Annotated in this window: 18 protein-coding genes; 7 read left to right on the forward strand and 11 right to left on the reverse strand. The window is 65.5% G+C overall.

The genetic code is table 11. The features are described from left to right. From CCR95_RS06150 to tcuA, 9 genes are all read right to left on the reverse strand, one after another. Positions 1-810 (reverse strand): IS4/Tn5 family transposase DNA-binding protein (locus CCR95_RS06150; protein WP_201092794.1); only part of this gene is annotated, 810 nt, incomplete at its 3' end. A gap of 185 nt (positions 811-995) precedes the next feature. Next, positions 996-2,795, reverse strand: a complete 1,800-nt coding sequence (locus CCR95_RS06155) for an HsdM family class I SAM-dependent methyltransferase (protein ID WP_242523090.1) — start codon at positions 2,793-2,795, stop codon at positions 996-998. Between the two features lie 15 nt (positions 2,796-2,810). Further along, complete coding sequence (locus CCR95_RS06160) at positions 2,811-3,236, reverse strand: helix-turn-helix domain-containing protein (protein ID WP_201092795.1); 426 nt, start codon at positions 3,234-3,236, stop codon at positions 2,811-2,813. A 13-nt stretch (positions 3,237-3,249) separates the two neighbouring features. Continuing rightward, complete coding sequence (locus CCR95_RS06165) at positions 3,250-3,534, reverse strand: type II toxin-antitoxin system HigB family toxin (RefSeq protein WP_201092797.1); 285 nt, start codon at positions 3,532-3,534, stop codon at positions 3,250-3,252. Between the two features lie 85 nt (positions 3,535-3,619). Then, complete coding sequence (hsdR, locus tag CCR95_RS06170; RefSeq protein ID WP_338115355.1) at positions 3,620-5,833, reverse strand: EcoAI/FtnUII family type I restriction enzme subunit R; 2,214 nt, start codon at positions 5,831-5,833, stop codon at positions 3,620-3,622. A 227-nt stretch (positions 5,834-6,060) separates the two neighbouring features. Continuing rightward, on the reverse strand, positions 6,061-6,270 hold the full coding sequence (locus CCR95_RS06175; RefSeq protein WP_207188533.1) for a hypothetical protein: 210 nt from the start codon (positions 6,268-6,270) through the stop codon (positions 6,061-6,063). 184 nt (positions 6,271-6,454) lie between these two features. Continuing rightward, positions 6,455-7,225 carry a cobalt-precorrin-6A reductase gene (locus CCR95_RS06180; RefSeq protein WP_201092799.1) on the reverse strand — a complete coding sequence of 257 codons (771 nt, stop codon included), beginning with the start codon at positions 7,223-7,225 and terminating at the stop codon, positions 6,455-6,457. Between the two features lie 70 nt (positions 7,226-7,295). Then, positions 7,296-8,408: a tricarballylate utilization 4Fe-4S protein TcuB gene (gene tcuB, locus CCR95_RS06185; RefSeq protein WP_201092800.1), complete on the reverse strand. Its 1,113-nt coding sequence runs from the start codon at positions 8,406-8,408 to the stop codon at positions 7,296-7,298. Beyond that, positions 8,395-9,822, reverse strand: a complete 1,428-nt coding sequence (gene tcuA / locus CCR95_RS06190; protein ID WP_201092801.1) for an FAD-dependent tricarballylate dehydrogenase TcuA — start codon at positions 9,820-9,822, stop codon at positions 8,395-8,397. Before tcuA ends, tcuB begins: the two co-directional genes overlap by 14 nt. A gap of 421 nt (positions 9,823-10,243) precedes the next feature. Between tcuA and cobM the strand changes: the two genes are divergently transcribed. The 7 genes from cobM to rluB all read left to right on the forward strand — a co-directional run bounded on the left by cobM (position 10,244) and on the right by rluB (position 17,207). Continuing rightward, positions 10,244-11,059, forward strand: coding sequence for a precorrin-4 C(11)-methyltransferase (gene cobM / locus CCR95_RS06195; RefSeq protein ID WP_201092802.1), 816 nt, complete (start codon positions 10,244-10,246; stop codon positions 11,057-11,059). Next, on the forward strand, positions 11,049-12,230 hold the full coding sequence (locus tag CCR95_RS06200) for an adenosylcobinamide amidohydrolase (RefSeq protein WP_201092803.1): 1,182 nt from the start codon (positions 11,049-11,051) through the stop codon (positions 12,228-12,230). The genes cobM and CCR95_RS06200 overlap by 11 nt, the downstream gene beginning before the upstream one ends. Positions 12,231-12,240: 10 nt before the next feature. Beyond that, positions 12,241-13,203 carry an adenosylcobinamide-phosphate synthase CbiB gene (gene cbiB, locus CCR95_RS06205; RefSeq protein ID WP_201092804.1) on the forward strand — a complete coding sequence of 321 codons (963 nt, stop codon included), beginning with the start codon at positions 12,241-12,243 and terminating at the stop codon, positions 13,201-13,203. Positions 13,204-13,375: 172 nt separating this feature from the next. Continuing rightward, positions 13,376-14,431 carry a nicotinate-nucleotide--dimethylbenzimidazole phosphoribosyltransferase gene (gene cobT / locus CCR95_RS06210; RefSeq protein ID WP_201092805.1) on the forward strand — a complete coding sequence of 352 codons (1,056 nt, stop codon included), beginning with the start codon at positions 13,376-13,378 and terminating at the stop codon, positions 14,429-14,431. Positions 14,432-14,435: 4 nt separating this feature from the next. After that, positions 14,436-15,029: a histidine phosphatase family protein gene (locus CCR95_RS06215; protein WP_201092807.1), complete on the forward strand. Its 594-nt coding sequence runs from the start codon at positions 14,436-14,438 to the stop codon at positions 15,027-15,029. 86 nt (positions 15,030-15,115) lie between these two features. Further along, on the forward strand, positions 15,116-15,997 hold the full coding sequence (locus CCR95_RS06220) for an ATPase (protein WP_201092809.1): 882 nt from the start codon (positions 15,116-15,118) through the stop codon (positions 15,995-15,997). 331 nt (positions 15,998-16,328) lie between these two features. Further along, positions 16,329-17,207, forward strand: a complete 879-nt coding sequence (gene rluB, locus CCR95_RS06225; protein ID WP_201092810.1) for a 23S rRNA pseudouridine(2605) synthase RluB — start codon at positions 16,329-16,331, stop codon at positions 17,205-17,207. Between the two features lie 73 nt (positions 17,208-17,280). Here rluB and CCR95_RS06230 read toward each other — a convergent pair whose 3' ends face one another. Together CCR95_RS06230 and lolA are read right to left on the reverse strand one after the other, a co-directional pair. After that, on the reverse strand, positions 17,281-18,591 hold the full coding sequence (locus tag CCR95_RS06230; protein ID WP_201092812.1) for a replication-associated recombination protein A: 1,311 nt from the start codon (positions 18,589-18,591) through the stop codon (positions 17,281-17,283). Positions 18,592-18,596: 5 nt separating this feature from the next. After that, entirely contained in the window at positions 18,597-19,274 is a 678-nt protein-coding gene (gene lolA, locus CCR95_RS06235; protein ID WP_201092814.1) for an outer membrane lipoprotein periplasmic chaperone LolA, read from the reverse strand. Between the last annotated feature and the right edge of the window lie 92 nt (positions 19,275-19,366).

Genomic DNA, 19,366 nt, shown 5'->3' on the forward strand with positions numbered 1-19,366 from the left:
GGCGATCACGCAGGTCGCCTCCAGCGTCCCGCGGCGTCCGTCCGGGAGGGTCACCCGTTGCGCGTAAAGCCGTTGATGGACCTCGCGCGCCGCCCGTCCGCGCCCCGCCGGCAGGACGAAGCGGATCTCGCCCAACGGTTCGCTCGCCAGCACCCGGTCCCACAAGCGATCGCCGTCGGGCAGGGCGCGGTTGTGCTTGGCACGCAGCAGCCAGTCGGCGGGGTTGCCCAAATCGCGCGCGCCTCGCATGAGGTCAAGCAGATCGGCTTCGCGATCGGCCAGGTCGACCAGCCGGGTCTGCGGCAGCTCGGCGGCCAGGTCCGCGACCCGCGCGTACCCTTCGCCCCAACGCACACTCTCCTTGATCCCCGGACGGGTGCCGTCGGGGTCTTTCGGCTCCCGCGCCCACATCCAGGCATCCACCACGCCCAGCGGTTCGCGCGCGGGGGTGATGGCGTACGTGGGGTGCAAGTACATCCCGCGCTGGGCTTCAAAGCTCAGTGGACCCAGGCCGTCAATCGCCTGTCCGTTGAAGTTCAACTCGGTGGTGTCCTGCACGCACAGCACCACCGGCTGGCTCGCCATGCGTTCGCGCGTGCATTGGCGATGCGGTTCCAGGATATCCATCCACTCGAACGTCTCCTGGGACAGAAAGCGAGACGCCGCCTGGGTCTCCGCCCAACCATGACACGCGCCCGGAATGCTCGCCGTGGGTCGCTCGGCCAGACGCTCCACCAATTGAACCACCCGCCGATCGCGGCGCGCGTCGCCCAGAGCGATCCCGCGAAATTCGTCTTCTGCCCAGCCCATGCAGACCCCATCGAACAACTGTGCCAAAACCGGATTTTACCCGCACACGGGGAGTTGTGTGTAATGGGATGCATTTAACTGCTTTTCTGGCGCTAAAGAGCTGGCTCTTTTTATTAATAGCTGAGAGGCGAAAGTCAAAACGGCCTTCATTGTATAGCGGCTTCGCAAATTTTTGAAATGGCCCATCAGACAGGCTCGTCTAGTAGAAGTTGCTCAATTTCTTTCATAACCTCCATCACCCGCCGCTCCTTCTCCAACATCTCCGCAATCAACGCCTCCGGCGACCGATGCTCCAACGCCTCCAGGCTATGCGGATTCTTGATGTCGAGATTGAACAGGGGCCAGTAGAGCCCGTCGCCGATGCCCTGCTCCTCTTTCTGCCGGGCGCGCAGAGCCGGGAGCCGATGCTTCAAGTCGCGGATCTCGCGCTCGGCCCGCTCCTGTTCCGCGCGCGAGTGCTCCGGCCGCTCGCGCCAGATGGCGAGCCGCTTCTCCAGATCCCGCAGTGTCCGCTCGGTCTCCAGCGCCTCCTGCCGCGCCCGCTCGGCGGCGTCCCAATGGGGCTGGGCCTGTTCGCGGGCGGCGGTCAGCCGCTCGGCGAACGGCAGTCTCCAGGCGCGCGCGTTCTCTTCGCGCTGGCCCCACCAGGCCAGACACGCCTCGAATTCGGCATAGTCCATGGGCTTGGTCTTGCTGTACTTCTTGCGTCCCTCCGGCGGGGGGATCTGGTAGAACCAGATGTCCTGGGTCGGTCCCGAGCGGTCGAAGAAGAGCAGATTGGCGGGGATGTCGGTATAGGGCGAGAAGACGCCCTCGGGCAGTCGCACGATGGTGTGCAGGTTGGAGCCCTTGACCAGCGCCTCCTTGATCCGCGCAGCGATGCCGTCAGCGAAGAGGGTGCCGTTGGGGACGACCACGGCGGCGCGTCCGCCGTTCTCAGCACCCTGTCCCGGCCGCCTCAGCTTGCGCATGATGAGTTGCAGGAAGAGCAGCGCGGTTTCGGCGGTGCGCATGTCCTCGGGGAAGCCGCCAAGGATGCCCTTCTCCTCCTCGCCGCCGAAGGGCGGATTGGTGAGGATGACATCCACCCGGTCGCGGTCGCCGATCTCGTTCAGTTTCACGTCCAGGCTGTTACGCGGGTCGATCCGGGGGTATTCGAGCCCGTGCAGCAGCAGGTTCATCTGGACCAGCAGATAGGGCAAGGGCTTGGCCTCGCCACCCTGGAGCGTACTGTTCTGTAGGGTGGCGCGGTCCTCGACGCTGTGGCATTGCGTCTCCAGGTGGCGCATGGCCTCGGCCAGAAAGCCGCCGGTGCCGCAGGCGGGGTCGAGGATGGTCTCGCCCAAGCGGGGATCGGTCACCTCCACCATGAAACGCACCACCGGACGCGGGGTGTAGAACTCGCCCGAGTCGCCCGCCGCGTCGCGCATCTCGCGCAGCATGGTCTCGTAGAGACGGCTCAGGGTGTGCATCTCGTCGGAGGCGTTGAAGTGGATGCCGTTGACCTTGTTGATGACATCGCGCAGCAGATAGCCGTTCTGCATGCGGTTCTGCAGGCCCTTGAAGACAGTGGCGATCACGTCGCGGCGGTCGCCGCCATTCGTTCCCTGAAGGTTGCGCAGATAGGTGAAGAGTCCGGGGCCTTCGCGACCGTTCGGCAGGACGGCGCGCTCCAGGTTGATGAAGGCGATCAATTCGTCGCCGGTGATGCCGCCTTCATCCGTCGCCCAGTCGCGCCAGCGGTAGGGCGGGACGATAGCCGGCTGAAATGGCTTGCCCCGCAGGATCGCTTCGGTCTCGCGCCGCTGCTCCAGGTCGTCGAGAAACTTGAGGAACATGATCCAGGTGAGGATGGGCAGGCGGTCCAGCTCCCCCGAGAGCCCCTTGTCCTTGCGCATGATCTGGCGGGCGGATTTGACGATACCGCCGAGTTGCGCGGCGGTGGTCATGGGTTGACTTTGACTGGCGGTCTTCTGTCTGGGCATGGGGGCTCGTCTGGGTCAGGCGCGGGTTGCAATGAGATCGGAGTGGCGGCTGTCGCGGTCGGTGGCGGCACGCGGTGCGGGTTCTCGAATGAGGACATCCGCCGAGATGCCGAGCCCTTCGCTCAGCCGGCGGATCATGTTGAGACTGAGGGGGCGTTTGTGGTTGAGGATTTCCGATACCTTGGACTTGGAGCCGATGTAGGGCACGAGATCCTGATTTTGGAACCCCATCTGATCCATGCGGAAGCGAATCGCCTCGATGGGGTCGGGTGGATCGATCGGGTAGCGCTCCTGTTCGTAGTGCTCGATGAGCAGGGCGAGCAGATCGATCTCTTCGGCTTCGGGAGTGTCGGGCGCTGGGTCCAGGTCCATGAGGTGGGTCAGACGCTCCAGCGCCTGGCGGTGCGCCTCGTCGGTCTTGATGATTCTTGGCTGGTTCATGGTCTGCACCCGCTCAGAAGCGTTGCTTGTTGTATTCGGCATGGGTTCCGACCCACTCGATCACCACCAAGCCCTGCTGGTAGCGCACCTTCACGACGAGGCGATAGTGGTTGCCCTTGATGTTGAAGATGACCCGTTTGTTGGCCAGAAAGTCCGCGCTGCGGTGCCGGTTCCTGATGTCCTGCGGAGTGGACCAGGTGCTGCGCGAGACCTCGTCGAACCATGCTTCCAGTGCCGCCTTGGCGTTGGTGCGCCGCTCCCAGAAGGAGACGAGCTTGTCTCGGCCGACGACCTTCATTGTAGGTTAACGGTTCCCAAATTGGGAATCAGAGATATTGATCCCATCTGGGCGTCGCGGGATCTTTGGCCAGTCGGCGGCATGCTCAATGCTGATACAGCAAGGCTTGCATTCGATCGACCGCCTGTTTCATCTGGAGAGCGCCGCCGAACAGGCCGGCGATCTCCATGGCGTTGCCGTGCTTAGAGATCGGCAGAACTCCCAGTGCGTCGGGGATGTTGAACTGGCTTGGGCCGAAATCACTGTACTTGTCGAGCAAGGCAGCGAGGATTTGACGCGCCTCGGGGCCGTACTGGTCGAAGAGGTCGGGATGCGCCTTGCGCAAATGCTGGGCGCGCTCCTTGCGGGTCCGCAAGGGCGACTCGAAGGCGAGATGACAGAGCAGGTCGAGCGGGTCGGCGTCGGATCGACCCGTGACGTCCGTCAACTCCGTGAAGGTGATCCCGCGCTCTTCCAGCGCCAGGATGATTTCCTCCCGCTGCACGGGGTCGGCCCAGCGGTCCTGTAACTCATCGGCCGAGGTGAAGAGGGTGCGGATCTTGTCGGCGGTGTAGTCGGTGAACTGCACCGCGCGCAGTTGGTTACCCTCGGCATCCAGTTCGTAGACGATGTGGGCGATGATCTCGATCTGGCCGCCATCCACGTAGAACTTCCGAGGCGGTGGCGGCGGGGGTGGCGGAGGCGGGGGTGGCGGAAGTTCCTCGGGCTCATCCGGGTCGATGTCGATCGTTTCTGGCTCTTCACCCTCCCGGTCATCGACATGCATGTCGTCGCCCGTCGTCGTGATGAGCGTCTCCTCCTTGATCTCGCATCCAATGCCATCGATGGTGATCTCCTCTTCGAGATCGGGAAAGCCGTCGAAGTCCGGATCGGCGAAGTTGCGGGTCGCCGAGCCAGTGTAGTCTAGGATGTTGAACCAGGTCTTGCCGTAGTCCTCGCGCATCCGGGTGCCGCGACCGATGATCTGTTTGAACTCGGTCATGGAGTTGACGACACGGGCCAGGACAACGTTCTTGCAGGTGGGCGCGTCCACGCCCGTCGTGAGTAGCTGGGAGGTGGTGAGGATGACCGGACTGGTGGTTTCAAGCTCCTGAAAGCGGCTCAGATGACCCTTGCCGAGCTTGCCTTCTTCCGAGGTGACGCGGGCGACGTAGTCCGGGTATTTCTGGACCAAATCGGTGTTGAGATTGTTCAGGGCGCGTCGCATCGCGTCGGCGTGCTCCTGATCGACACAGAAGACGATGGTCTTGGCGAAGCGGTCGGTGCGCCGCATGAAGTCGGTAAGATGGCGGGCGATGGCATCGGTGCGCGCGCGCAGGGCGATGATCCGCTCGAAGTCCTTGGTCTGATATTCCTCGTCCGGGATCGCGCGGCCGTAACGGTCGACCTCGCCCTTGCTCGGGCGCCAGCCCATGGCATCCGCCTGGGTCACGATCCGATGCACGCGATAAGGGGCCAGGAAACCGTCCTGGATGCCCTGACGCAGACTGTAGGTGTAGAGCGGATTGCCGAAGTAGTCGTAGGTATCGCGGTTGTCCTCGCGCAGCGGGGTGGCCGTCATGCCGAGCTGATAGGCTGGCGCGAAGTAGTCGAGGATCTCGCGCCAGTTGCTGTCAGCGCGGGCACTGCCGCGATGACACTCGTCGACGATGACCAGATCGAAGAAATCCCTTGGATAACCACGGTACAGACCGGGTCGGCGAGCATCCATCGCGATGGCCTGGTAGATGGCGAAATAGATCTCGCGGCTCTTGATGACCTCGCCCTCGATCTTGTGGCGGGCATCGCCGAAGGGGGCAAAGGTCTTGTCCTTGGGGTCGTCGATCAGGACGTTGCGGTCGGCGAGAAAGAGGATGCGGGGCTTGCGGTGCGCGCCCTCCCGATTCCAGCGGGCGTTCCAGAGCTTCCAGCAGATCTGGAAGGACACCACCGTTTTGCCGGTGCCCGTCGCCATGGTCAGCAGAATGCGCCGCTTGCCTTGCAGGATCGCCTGTACCGTTCGGTTGATGGCGATCTCTTGGTAATAGCGAGGGACGTAGCCGGCGACATGGTGATAGGGGGCCAAGAGCTTGTCCGCGAGACGCGGCTCGATCCCCAGTCCGGCCTGCAATCTGGCGAACAGTTCGGCGGGTGTCGGAAAAGCGGTCAGCTCAGTTTCCCGCCCGGTCAGATAATCGAACTCGATGATCCAGTGACCGTTGGTGGCATAGGCGAACTTGAGGCCGAGGATCTCGGCGTAATCCTTCGATTGCTGCAAGCCTGTGCCGGGCGGATCGGATTCCGGTTTGGCCTCGACCACCGCGATCAGGAAATCGCGGATAAAGCGAAGCAGGTAGTTCTACTTTGTTAACTTTGACTGTCGCATAAATTAATGAATTTTAAGTTATTTTTTATTAGGCGCAATAAATCTTCATTTACTATGCCCCTATTGAAGATAGATGTTGGCGGTTTATGGGTGATTATAGGCGCTCAACGCGCCACTAGAACCCTATTGTTTATGTGTATTTTTGTTTATTATCATAAAATTTAAACACTTAAAGATTTTTTGAAGGTAACAAAGTAGAAGTAGTCAGCCCGCTTTCGATCCAAACGACGGGCGATATTTCCCTGGATCTCGATCCGTCCGTCGGTGAAGGTCTGCTGCTCGGTCATGGAATGAGGATGCTGCTCCCATCCCGCCTCCCTGAGCCTGGGGGTCACATAGACCCGACAGGTATCCGCCTCGTTCAATGACATCCTCCGACATCCCCATGGCTTCATGCTTCGACGAGCGATCTTCGCCCATCAATGGTGACGTGTAAAGCAAGCGCGTGCAAAGCCGCCTCTTCGGGATTGGTGTCCTCGGTTCGGGATTATCCGCATTGGGATGCGCGATGGTTATAGGCGGACGCTCGTCCGCCAGTCGCCTGCAAGCGGGCTCCTACGGTAGGGGCACGCTTGCGGGCGACAGCCAGGCGATGGCCTCCGCGACCGTCGTCGCCGTCGGCAGCGCGGGCCGCGCCGGGCGCTCGCGAATGATGACCCGAATCCCCCGCTCGCGCGCGGCGGTCAGCTTGGCGGCGGTTGCCTCGCCGCCGCTGTTCTTGCAGACGATGGTGTCGATCGCCTGGTCGTCGAGGAGCGCCCGCTCGCCGCCCAGATCGAAGGGTCCGCGCGCGAGCAGCAGCTCGCCGGCGGGGAAGGGCGGTAGGGGATCGGGCGGCGTCACCGCGCGGATCAGGAACCAGATCGCGTCGAGTCCGGCGAAGGGCGCCAGTTCCTGACGCCCGACCGCCAGCAGCACCCGGCGCGACCCGCCCCCGATCAGGGTCGCCACCGCTCCCGCCCAATCCGCGACCGACTCCCAACGGTCGCCGGGCACGGCGCTCCAGGCGGGACGTTCCAGCCGCAGCAGCGGCACCGCCGCGACGCGGCAGCCCTCGGCGGCGTTCCAGCCCATGCCGGCGGCGAAAGGGTGGGTCGCGTCGATGACCGCGCGGATCCCCTGTTCGCGTAGATAGTCCGCGAGGCCCGCCGCGCCGCCGAAACCGCCGATGCGTGTCTCGCCCGCCGGCAGCCGGGGATGGTCGGTGCGTCCCGCGAGCGAATTGATCACCCGCAGATCCGCGCGCGTCGTGAGCGCGTCGGCGAGGGCGTAGCCTTCCGTGGTGCCGCCGAGAATGAGGATTTTAGTCTTCGTCTGGGTCTGCATTGGAACACCGAACCTGATCGTTTGCCGAAATAGAGCCGTTCAACCTCGCCAGTCGCCCGCAAGCGGGCTCCTACGGACCGCGAGCACGCGCATCGCCACGGCGGCGGTCCATCGCTTCGTTCACCAGGGCAAGGAAGCGGTAGCCGCCGTGGACGAATTTACCGTAAGGCAGCAGGAGAAAGAACGCCAGGACGCTGCCCAGGTGGAACGCGAGCAGGAGGCCCATGGCCGGCGTGGCGCGCCAGGCGAGCAGGGCCAGGCCGGTCGCCGCGACCAGGAACAACTGGGCCAGGAAGGCGCGATCCGCGGCGCGTGCCGCCGGGTCGGTCGGCGTGCGATCCTCCCGCCGCTGGAGCCAGGCCAGTCCCAGCGCGGCGATCGTCATGGCGATGCCGCCGAGCGTACCGAAGACAACCGGCAGGCTGAGCCAGGGGTAGGGCGCCTGCCAGCCCAGGAAATGGTGGTAGAGGCCGGCGGTCAAGGTGGCGACGAGACACAGCAGCAGACCGAGGAGCAGCGTCTGATGCAGCCAGCGGCGCCAGTGCGAGGGGCGGTCGTCGAGGTCGTTGCAGCCCGGTCCGCCACCGCGCTGGTTGCGCAGGGTCAGGACATCGCGCACGGCGGACCAGAGGACCGGCGCCGTGATCGGCTCCGGCGCCCCGGTGGCGCGCCAGTAGCGGCGCAGACCCGTCCCGATGGCCAGCAGCGACCAGCCGAGCGGGAGGACGCCGATCAGCACCATGACCCACCAGGGCAGGATGCGGTAGAAGGCCCCGGCGCCCGCGTGGGCGGCGAAGAGCGTTTCCGGGGGGACGCCGATCAGCACGATTCCGAGCAGCAGCCCAATGGCGCCGCCGGTGACGAGCAGGGCGATCCGCGGCTCCTGGGCGAGCAGACCGGACCAGGCTCGCGGCCAGGCGTACTCGGCATCATTGCGCTGGCGCGTCCGGGCCAGCGCGCGCGGGACATTGACGGCGAAGACATGCGGCGGGGCGTACTGGCAGGCATAGAGACAGTTGCGGCAGCCGTGACAGAGGTTCGCCAGGTGGGCGAGATCGGTGTCGGTCAGCGCGGGGCGGCGTTTCGCCGACTCGAAGAGATCGCAGAAGCCGTTGCAATAGCCGCAGACGTTGCAGATCCCGAGCACGCGGCGCGCCTCGGCGAGCGATTCATCCACGGGCATGACGCGCCGCCTCCGCGCCGGCGATGCGCCCGAAGACGCAGCCGATGGTCAGGGCCAGACCCGACACATAGCCGCGTCCGATGAGGTTGGGGGCCATGATCATGCCTGCGGCGAAGAGGTTCTCGACGGTCCCGCCGTCGCGCAGCCGCACGCGCGTGTCGGCGTCCACGGCGATGCCGAAATAGGTGAAGGTGATGCCCGGACGCATGGGCCAGGCGCCGAAGGGCGGCTCGATCAGCGGGCGCGCGTGGCGCGATTTTGGCGGTTCCAGCCCGTCCGTGCGCCAGTCGCTGTCGTCCGCGCCCGCCACCGGCGGTCGGACGGCGGCGTTGTAGCGGGCGACAGTCTCCGCGAGCGCCGCCGCCGGGATCTCCAGTCTGGTCGCGAGCCCGGCGATGTTCTCGGCCGCGAGCGGCGGATAGAGCGACGGCGGCGCCTCCCGCAGACCCCGCGCGTCGAGGATCAGATAGGCGATCTGTCCCGGACAGGCGGCCAGTCGCTGGCCCCAGAGCGCGTAGCGCGTGGAGGCGGTATCGCCGCCCTCGTCGTGGATGCGCCGCCCGCTGGCATCCACCACGATCCCGGCCGGCATGCAGCGCACCCGCGTGACGATCCCGCCGTCGTCGTTTGGCGAGCGCGCGTCCACGGCGACCAGATAGGCGCCGCGCGGATCGCCGACCGGCAGGGCGCCCTGACGCAGCAGGGCGTGCAAGACCTCCCCGGTCGCGAAGGGCGTGCCGCGATTGATGAAGCCGTCGGCGGCATCGCCCCACTGGTCGCGCAGCCAGTCCCGATTGGCCTGGGAGCCGCCGCAGCAGACGATCACGGTGCGCGGTTGGAGCGTCCTGGTGTCCGACCCCTGTTGGCAGTGGATCCGGTCCAGGTGTCCCTGGCCGATGCGCGGGTCGCGTACCGCGCCGCCGTAGCGGATCAGAACCCCGAGCCGCTCGGCCGTCGCGTAGAGCGCGTTGACCATGGCCGTGCCGCCGCCGAGCAGGAAGGCGGTTTTGCGCGAGGGCGGCAGCACCCCGCTCGCGGTCGGCTGAAACAGCACGCCGGCGCCGGCGAGCCAGTCCGCGATCTCCGCCGAGCCCTGGATCAAGCGCCGGGCCAGGGCGGGGTCGGTCGTGCCACCGGTCGCGCGCTGGAGATCGGACGCGAACTCCGCGTCTGGATAGACACCGACGGAGAGCGGCGAGGGCGATTCGTGCATGACCCGCAGGTTGCGCGAATGCCGGGTGTTGCCGCCGCGCAGCCAGCGGGGCGCCTCCTCCAGCAGCAGCACCGAGGCCCCGGCGCGCCGCGCGGCGATGGCCGCGCAGAGGGCCGCCGCGCCGCCGCCGATGACCAGCACGTCCGGTTGGGTCGGCAGAAGCCCGCTTGCAGGCGACAGACCGGGCAAGATCGCCCGCAAGCGGGCTCCTACGGTGGTGGATTGCGCCAAACCAGGAATCGCCGAGAGAGATTTGACAAGGGGCGAGGCTGACAAGAAGAATGCTCGATTGAATCCGCGAAACCTTAGATGAGGATGATCCGCCATGCAACCCTCCCGCTTCCCGAGCAGCAATTCTCAGTTTGAACGTCACTGTACGAGCAGTGGTGTCCCTGAAGTCGCTCGCGATGTCCCTGAAGCCGTTCGTGGTGAGGCCCTCGAACCATGAACGGCTTCACGCGCCGAGCCCCGGATTTCCCATTCGCCCTTCGAGAGCCTCAGGACGAACGGGAAATCCTTCACTGTTCACATGATTCGTCTGGGTTTTTCGCTTCATCAGGCCATACTGAGAATTGCTGCTTCCCGAACCTCGGCTGGCAGGCACCGGTACGGAACCTGCCTAATGGGTAAGGTCTGGTTCGTCGGCGCGGGGCCGGGTGCCCCGGATCTGATCACGGTGCGCGGCGCGCGGCTGCTGGCCGAGGCCGGGGCGATCCTCTATACCGGTTCGCTGGTGGCGGAGACCGTGCTGCAATGGGCGGGTAAGGACTGCGAGATCGCCGATTCCAAATCGATGGACCTGGAACAGGTCACGGCATGGCTGTTGGAGCGCGCCCAACGGCACGCGACGGTGGTACGGCTCCAGACCGGCGATCCGACCCTCTACGGCGTCCTCGCCGAGCTGGCGCGTCCGCTCGATGCCGCCGGCATCCCGGTCGGGATCGTCTCCGGGGTCTCCTCCGCCATGGCCTCCGCCGCCGCGGCGGGCGAGTGCCTGACCCTGCCCGAGATCACCCAAACCGTCATCTTCACCCGGCTATCCGAGCGCACCCGGATGCCGGAGGACGAGTCCCTGACCGCGCTGGCCGCGCATGGCTGCACCCTGTGCATCTTTCTCTCGATCGAGCGCATCGCGGCCGTGGTCGAGCATCTGATCGCGGCCGGCTGGGCGCGCACGGCCCCGGTCGTGGTCGTGCACAAGGCGACCTGGCCCGACGAGGAACTGGTTCTGCGCGGCACGCTGGAGGACATCGCCGGGCGCTGCCGCGACGCCGGGGTCGAGCGGCAGGCGCTGATCCTGGTCAGCCCGGCCCTGGGCGCCCGATCACGCGCCGCCGGCCAATCCTCGAAGCTCTACGACGCGGCCTTTCCGCGCCGTTTCCGTCCGGCGCGGGAGGCCGGTTCAGCCAGCGACGAGCGAGAGACCGATGCGACTTGAGGAGACCGACCGCTATCTCCTCAGTCGCCACGGGCGCTATCTGACCGCCGAGCTGAGGCGGCCGCATCGCGTGCTCAGTACCTGCCGGATCAACGGCGGGCTGCGCGAGGATCTCACCCACATCGCCAACCACCAGAGCGGCGAGGGCGTCGCCCATGTCGTGCGGAAAGGCCATGACCTGGGTTCCGGGCTCGATGCCTATCACCGGGCCGCCTGCGCGGCCGGCCAGCTCCCGCCCGCCTCGACCGCGCTCATGGCGACCGCGGCCAATATGCAGTGCGCGGTGCTGGCGCGCGCGGATCACGCGGATCTGTCGGTCTCGGTGGCGGCGACCGCCGGCGTGCTCGGCAACGCGACCCGCGCCGGCGATCCGGCGGGCTTGCACGAGCACCGGGATGGCAGTCGCCCGCTGGGAGGCGAGGACGGCCAGGATTGTCCGGTCCAGGCCGCCGCCGCGATCGCGCCCCCGGAGGCGGGCGCGGGGACCATCGTGACCCTGGTCTTCGTCAACCAGCCTTGCACCCCGGCCTGTCTGGTACGGGCCGCGACCCTGGTCACCGAGGGCAAGAGCGCCGCCGTGCTGGACCTGCGCATGCCGAGTCTGCAATCGGGGAGGCTGGCGACCGGTACCGGGACCGATCAACTCGCCATCGCCGCGCCGCTGGCGCGCGCGGACGACTGGGAGCGGCACTGGGCCGGGAGCCACAATACCCTGGGCGAACTCCTGGGACGGGCGACCCATGAGGCGGTGACTCGTTGTCTGCTGCTGCAAAACGGCGTCTGCGCCGAGCTGCGGCGCACGCTCTGCGGGGCACTGGGGCGCCATGGCTGCGACGAACCGACCCTGCTGGAGCTGGCGCATGGCGAGCTGGATGCCGCGGATGCCAACTGTTTCGAGCGCAACCTGCTCGCCCTTGTCCATGATCCCCTGAGCGCGGCGGCGGCCTATGGACTCGCCGAGATCCTGGACCTGACGCGCACGGGGGTGCTGCATGCCGAGGCCGCCCGCGAGGCGATCCTGAATCAGGCGGCCCTGCTCGCGGCGGCGGTGGCCGTGACGCCCGAGCATTTCGGTCATTTTCGTGCCCTGCTGCAAGCGCGTCAGGATCTGCCGCCCGGTCGACTGGCGGCGCTGGCGGTCGTGAAGGGGTTCGAGCGCAAATGGCTGTGAGCAAGTGGTCATGACCGAGCACCTGGCGCTCATCCTCGCCGCCTGCCTGCTCGACGTCGCCCTGGGCGATCCGGTCTATCGCTGGCACCCCATCCGCCTGGTCGGAGACCTGATCCTGGCCGGCGAGCGCCTGTTCTTCGCTGTTGGGCTCAACGGGCGGCTGGGCGGCGTGCTGCACTGGTTGCTGACGGTGGCGGGCGCGCTGGGCGTCTGGTTCGGGATCCGCGCCGGGCTTGGCCTCGTCCACCCCTGGCTGGCGTTCCTTTGGGATCTTTACATCGCCTATAGCCTGCTGTGCCTGCGTGGCTTGGTGGAGCAGGGCTGGCGTGTCCTGAGAGATCTTGAGGATCTTCCGGCCGCGCGCGAGCACATGAAGATGCTGGTCGGACGGGATACCGAGCCGCTAAAACGCGACGGGATCGTCCGCGCCACCATCGAAAGCCTGTCGGAGAATCTGACCGACGCGGTGCTGACGCCGCTCTGGGCGCTCTGTCTGTTCGGACTTCCGGGGCTGATTCTGGTCAAGGCGGTTTCGACGCTGGACTCCATGGTTGGCTACCGGAACGCGCGCTACGAGCGTTTCGGCTGGGCGGGCGCGCGCAGCGACGATCTGGTGCATTGGCTGCCGGCGCGGATCTCGGTCTTGCTGATCGCCGTCTCGGCCGCTCTCCTGCGTTTGCACCCCTGGCTCGCCCTCCGCTCGCCCTGGCGCTATCGCCGGTTGCTCCCGAGTCCCAATTCCGGCTGGAGCGAGGCCGCCTGTGCGGGCGCGCTGCGGGTCCGACTGCTGGGTCCGGTCTGGCGCGACGGCCAGTTGATCAATCGCGAGGTCTTCATGGGCGATCCGAACTGGCCAGCCGGTCTCGGGGCCGCGGATTTGCGTCGCGCGTTGACCTTGATTGCCCTCTGCTGTCTATTCGCGGTCGTTCTCGGATTGACGATGGCGTCCGATCGACTCCTGTTGCCATCATGATCATCGCTTGAGCAAGCTGCACAGTGACCGTTGTCGTTGTCGTTGTCGTTGTCGTTGTCGGATTGTCGATTACGACAACGACAACAACGACAACAACGACAACATTGACTCATCTGCAAGCATTTGGCGCCCTCAAGCACTCTAGCGGCCATCCACTCACGGGAATGTCACGATGAATAACAGTGTTGGCTGGATCCAGAATCCCTGCCCGCCGATCGATCTGGCCGCCGCCGAGGCGGCCCATTGCCGCCAGGATCAGCTCACCAAGCCCAGGGGGTCGCTCGGGCGTCTGGAGGAGATGGCCATCCGGCTCTGCGGGATGCAGGGCACGGCGACGCCCTCGCCCGACCCGGTCCAGATCCTCCAGTTCGTCTCGGATCATGGCGTAGCCGCGGAGGGCATCTCGCTTTTTCCGCAGGTGGTCAGCGTCCAGATGCTCCACAACATCGCTCGCGGCGGTGCGGCCGTTTCGGTCATGGCGGAGGCGGTCGGTGCCCGGATGGAGATCTTCGATCTGGGGGTCGTGACCGACCCCGGTCCGATCGAGGGGGTGCGGTCGGAGCGTCTCGGGGCGGGCAGCGGAAACATCGCGCGCGAACCGGCGATGACCGAGGAACAACTCGCGGCGGCGCTCGCTCTCGGGCGCGCCGCAGTCGAGCGCGCGCTCGCCAACGGGGCCAGACTTCTCGTCTGCGGCGAGATGGGCATCGGCAACACCACCCCGGCCACCGCGCTCGCCTGCGCACTGCTGGGTCTGGAGCCGGCCGCGCTCGCCGGCCCTGGGACCGGACTCGATGCCGGCGGCGTCTCGCGCAAGGCGGCCGTGGTCGCCAAGGCCCTGGCGCTGCATGCCGCACCCGGCCGCGCAACGCTCGAACTGCTGCGCCGGCTTGGCGGCTTCGACATCGCGGCCAGCGCCGGCGCCTATATCGCCGCCGCCCAGCGGGGGCTGCCGATCCTGGTGGACGGCTTCATCATGAGTTCGGCCGCGCTTGTCGCCGTGCGACTCAACCCTGGTGTACGCGACTGGATGCTTTTCGCGCACCGCTCGGCCGAGCCGGGTCACCGCCACATGATGGAAGCGCTGGGCGCCGATCCCTATCTCGACCTGGGGCTGCGGCTCGGCGAGGCGACCGGGGCGGAGACCATGGTTCCCCTGTTGCGGCTCGCCTGCGTCGTCCACCAGCGGATGGCCACCTTCGCGGAGGCTGGGGTGAGCGAGGTCTGAGATCGTGGCCGAGCGTTTCCTGGATCTATTGCGCCATGGCGAGGTCCAGGGCGGCACGCGTTTTCGCGGCGATCGGGACGATCCGCTGAGCCCGCTCGGCTGGGAGCAGATGCGGCTCGCCACGTCGGATCTCACCGGCTGGACGCGTATCCTCAGTTCGCCGTCGCGTCGCTGCGTCGAGTTCGCGCGCGAGCTGGCCGACGGTTTGGGGTTGCCGATCGAGGCGCGTTTGGCGTTCCGGGAGCGCGGATTCGGCGCCTGGGAAGGGCTCGCCGTGGACCAGATTCCCGCCGAGGCGCTCCATGACTTCTGGGCCGATCCGGTCGGCTACACGCCGCCGGACGCCGAGACCTTCACGGCGTTTCGAGCGCGCGTCCTGGACGGCTGGCGCGCCCTGCGGAGCGAGCCCGATCCGCACAGCCTGCTCGTCACCCATGGCGGAGTCATCCGGATCCTGGCGGCCGAGGTGCTGCGGATGTCCGAGGACGCCTTCTTTCTGTTCGAGGTTCCCCATGCCAGCCGCACCCGTCTGCGGATTCCCGACCCGCCTTGGCGGACGAGCCTCGTTTTTCATCGGTCGGTCCCGCCGCGCGTTTAACGGGCCGGTAGCCAGCGGTGCGCGCACTGCATTACCATCGAAACCCTCGACGACTGACGTCTCGCCCTTTGCTGGAGTCTTAATCCTTGAAGTTCACGGTCGACGAATTCCGCGCCTGGAAGCATAAATGCGTGACCCTGCTCGGCATGTCCGGGGTCGGCAAGACCTATCTCTCGGCGATGCTGCGCAACAGCGACTGGTTCCATTACTCGGGCGACTATCGCATCGGCACCCGCTATCTGGACGAACCGATCCTGGATCTGATCAAGGCGCGGGCGATGCGCGATCCCTTCCTGCGCGATCTGCTGCGCCGCGATTGGATCACCATCCGCAACATCATCAAGATTCACGATCTGGGGCCGGTCCTGAGCTTCATCGGCAAGCTCGGCAATCCCGAACTGGGCGGTTTGCCGCTGGCGGAATTCAGCCGGCGTCAGGCGCTCTATCGCGAGGCCGAGATCGCGGCCATGCTCGATGTGCCGGATTTCGTGCGCAAGGCGCGCGAGATTTACTGCTATCCGCATCTGGTCAACGATGTCGGCGGGAGTCTGTGCGAACTCGACGAACCGCGCGTCATCGATCTGCTCGCCCGACACAGCCTGATTTTCTATATCCGCGTGCCGGAGGCGGACGAAATCAAGCTGATTCAGCGTGCTCAGGCCGATCCCAAGCCGCTCTATTATCGACCCGATTTTTTGCGCGCCGCACTTAAGGATTATCTGGCCGAGCATGCGCTGGACTATGTCGCCGAAATCGAACCCGACGCCTTCACGCGCTGGGTCTTTCCGCGCCTGTTCCACTCGCGGGTACCCCGCTACGAGGCGATCGCCCGACCCCATGGCTACACGGTCTCCTCGGTGGATGTCGCGGGGGTGCGCGACGAGCAGGATTTTCTGCTGCTGATCGAGTCGGCGATCGCGCACTCCGAGACCCCTGCGACGCTTGCAACGCCCCGTGCAGAGATCTAGTGCTTCGCTGCTCAAGTTCCGAGACCGGGGCCTCCTCGTTGTCGTTGTCGTTGTCGTTGTCGTAATCGCGGTCTCGACATGGCGAATAATCGACAACGACAACGACAACGACCTGAGACGGTCTGGGGACTTTCGCTCAGTTGCACTAGGCGTATGTCTGATGCACAGATCCGCGTCCTTCGGATTTTCGACATGTTAGGATGCATTTTCGATTCGGCATGAATTCCCGTTCCGGCCTTGGTTTCAGCATTTCTGTAAGATAACTCATCAATGAGGACGCGGTGCCTCCCCCTCCTGAGCTGTGGGGGACGCCGCGCGAGTGTGATTTTTTATGAAAAACGACCGACGTCCGCCGCGGTATCCCTCCACCGAGGAGGCGGTGCGACTTCAAAAGTTGCTGGCCGAGGCCGGCTTGGGCTCGCGCCGCGAGATCGAGTGCTGGATCACGGAAGGTCGGGTCCGGGTGAACGGCACCCTGGCCAAGCTTGGCGATCGCGCGACCAGCGCGGACCGTATCCGCATCGATAGCCGGGAGGTGAAGCTCAAGCGCCAGCGCGAGACCATCCCTCAGATCATTGCCTATCACAAACCCGAGGGCGAACTGGTGACCCGGCGCGACCCGGAGGAGCGACCGACCGTCTTTCGGCGTCTGCCCAGACCGAAGGAGGGGCGCTGGATCGCCGTGGGCCGACTGGATATCAACACCTCCGGCCTGATTCTGTTCACCAACGACGGCGAACTTGCCAACCGTTTGATGCACCCGTCACGCGAGATCGAGCGCGAATACGCGGCGCGTATCCTCGGCGAGATACCTGACGGTACCCTGGAGCGTCTGACCACCGGCATCGAGTTGGAGGACGGTCCAGCCCGGTTCGACGCTGTCACCGATCAGGGCGGAACGGGCGCGAACCATTGGTTTAATGTGGTGCTGCGCGAGGGTCGCAACCGCGAGGTGCGCCGGTTGTGGGAAGCGGCTGGCTGTACCGTCAGCCGGCTGATCCGCATCCGTTACGGCAATATCGAACTGGGACGGCGTCTCTTTACCGGCAACTGGCGTCCTCTGACCGAGGAAGAGCAGACCGCCCTGATGGCGCTGGCCGGACTGAGCGTGCCGGAACGGCCGCGGCCGCGCAAGTTCGGACCAAAGATCGGGCACCCGACCTCTTCGGGAGGACCGACGCGTCACGGTGGTCCCAAATGGGGCCGCTGAGATCGGGCGATTTGTGAGTCAAAGCCGCCCATCCATCCGTCTCAGGCGTCAACGGGGTGAAGTTTCTCGGAAATCACCTTGAACCTCGCCCCGCCGCCTGATCGAGCGTCCGGAGTCGCTCCAGCTTCTCGCGAATGCGAATCTCCAGACCCCGATCCACCGGTTCATAGTAGCGGCGTTCGCCCAATTCCTCGGGGAAATAGACCTCGCCGGCGGCGTAAGCCTCTGGCTCGTCGTGGGCGTAGCGATAAGCGCGACCGTGACCGAGTTCCTTCAGCAGTTTAGTGGGCGCGTTGCGCAGATGGACCGGAACGTCAAGCGAACCGGAGGTGCGCGCATCCATTAGTGCCGCTTTCCATGCCGTATAGACCGCATTGCTCTTGGCGGCACAGGCCAGATAGATGACCGCCTGGGCCAGCGCCAATTCGCCCTCGGGGGAGCCGAGCCGTTCCAGTGCATCCCAGGCGTTCATGGCGAGATCGAGCGCGCGCGGATCGGCGTTTCCGATATCCTCGCTGGCCATGCGCGCGACACGGCGGGCGAGGTAGAGCGGATCGCAACCGCCATCGATCATCCGCGCCAGCCAGTAAAGCGCGGCGTCCGGGGCTGAACCGCGTACCGATTTATGCAGGGCCGAGATTTGATCGTAAAAGATATCTCCGCCCTTGTCGAAACGTCGCACCGGATCGGCGATGACCTCGGCGACGGTTGCGATCTCGATGGTTTTGCCGGTCGTCAACTGGACCGCCAGTTCCAGCAGATTCAAGGCGCGGCGGGCGTCGCCATCCGCGGTTTGGGCCAGGAGTCGAGCGGCCTCGTCCGGCAGAATCAGGTTTTGTTCGCCAAACCCGTGGGTCGGGTCGGCGAGCGCGCGCATCAACACCCGTCGGATGTCATCGACCGTCAGCGCCTTGAGGACATAGACCCGCGCCCGCGACAGCAGCGCGTTGTTGAGCGAGAAGGAAGGGTTTTCGGTGGTTGCGCCGATGAAGGTCAGGGTGCCGTTTTCGACATGAGGCAGAAAGGCGTCCTGCTGACCCTTGTTGAAGCGATGGACCTCGTCGATGAACAGCAGCGTGCCGCGCTGCTCCAGCCGACGCATGCGCTGTGCCTCGGCGACCGCCTCGCGGATTTCCTTGACGCCGGCCAGCACCGCCGACAGGTTCAGGAAATGGGCGCCCGATTGACGCGCGATCAGGCGCGCCAGCGTGGTTTTACCGGTACCCGGCGGTCCCCAGAGAACCATGGAATGCAGCCGGCTGGACTCGATGGAACGACGCAGGGGTTTGCCGGGGGCGAGAAGGTGCGCCTGTCCGACGAATTCCTCCAGGGTGACAGGACGCAGGCGATCCGCGAGCGGCGCGTCCTCGGATCCGGTCATCATGGGTGTCAATCAATCTGTAGGAAGTCGTCCACGTCACGCTGATCAATCTTGAAGAGATCGGCTTTGAGATTGGCATTCCGCTGCGCCCCGGTGAAATTGAGCCGAGTCTCCTGGCCGAAGCTGTCCTGCATGATGAGACTGTCGAGCGTGTCCTTGCCGAAGCCGATCTCGATCCGCACGACGTCGGTTTCCTGATCCTTTGGAATCAATTCCACCCAGTCGCGGCCATCCGTGCTCTCGATCGATCGCGCCTCGAAATGCTGCTCGATCGGCCCTGGATTGGCGAGCAGAAGCGCCGGTGTCCCGCGCAGCGCCTTGTCCTGACTCTGATGCGAGACCTGTTTCAAATCCAGGTCATGGAGATAGACGCGCTTGCCATCGGCGATGATGACCTGCTTCGTGGGGGTGGCGTACTCCCAGCGGAAACGGCCTGGGCGCTGGAGATAGAGCGTTCCGCGAGCCTCCATCATCTGGGTACGGTCGGCGTTGAAGGTGTATTGCTCGAAATCCGCCCGGAGACTGTTCAGGCTGGAGAGGTAGGCGTCGACCCGATTCGCTCCATCGGCGCTGGCCGCGCCGACAAGCCAGAACAGGATGAGGGCGGCGAGCCAGGGTTGCCAGTGCGGTTCGAGCGCGCGATGGGTGATTGAACCGGGCGTCGGAGGGTTGGCGGTGGGGAACATGGTCGGACTTCCTGGTGTTGCGTTCGTCGTCTTTAAAGGTGTGATTGGTTTCGGAGTGGGGGAGACCGCGAGACCGCCGACAACATGTCGGC

The organism is Thiocystis minor (genome assembly GCF_016653465.1).
In the GTDB taxonomy this organism is placed as follows: Bacteria; Pseudomonadota; Gammaproteobacteria; order Chromatiales; family Chromatiaceae; genus Chromatium; species Chromatium minus.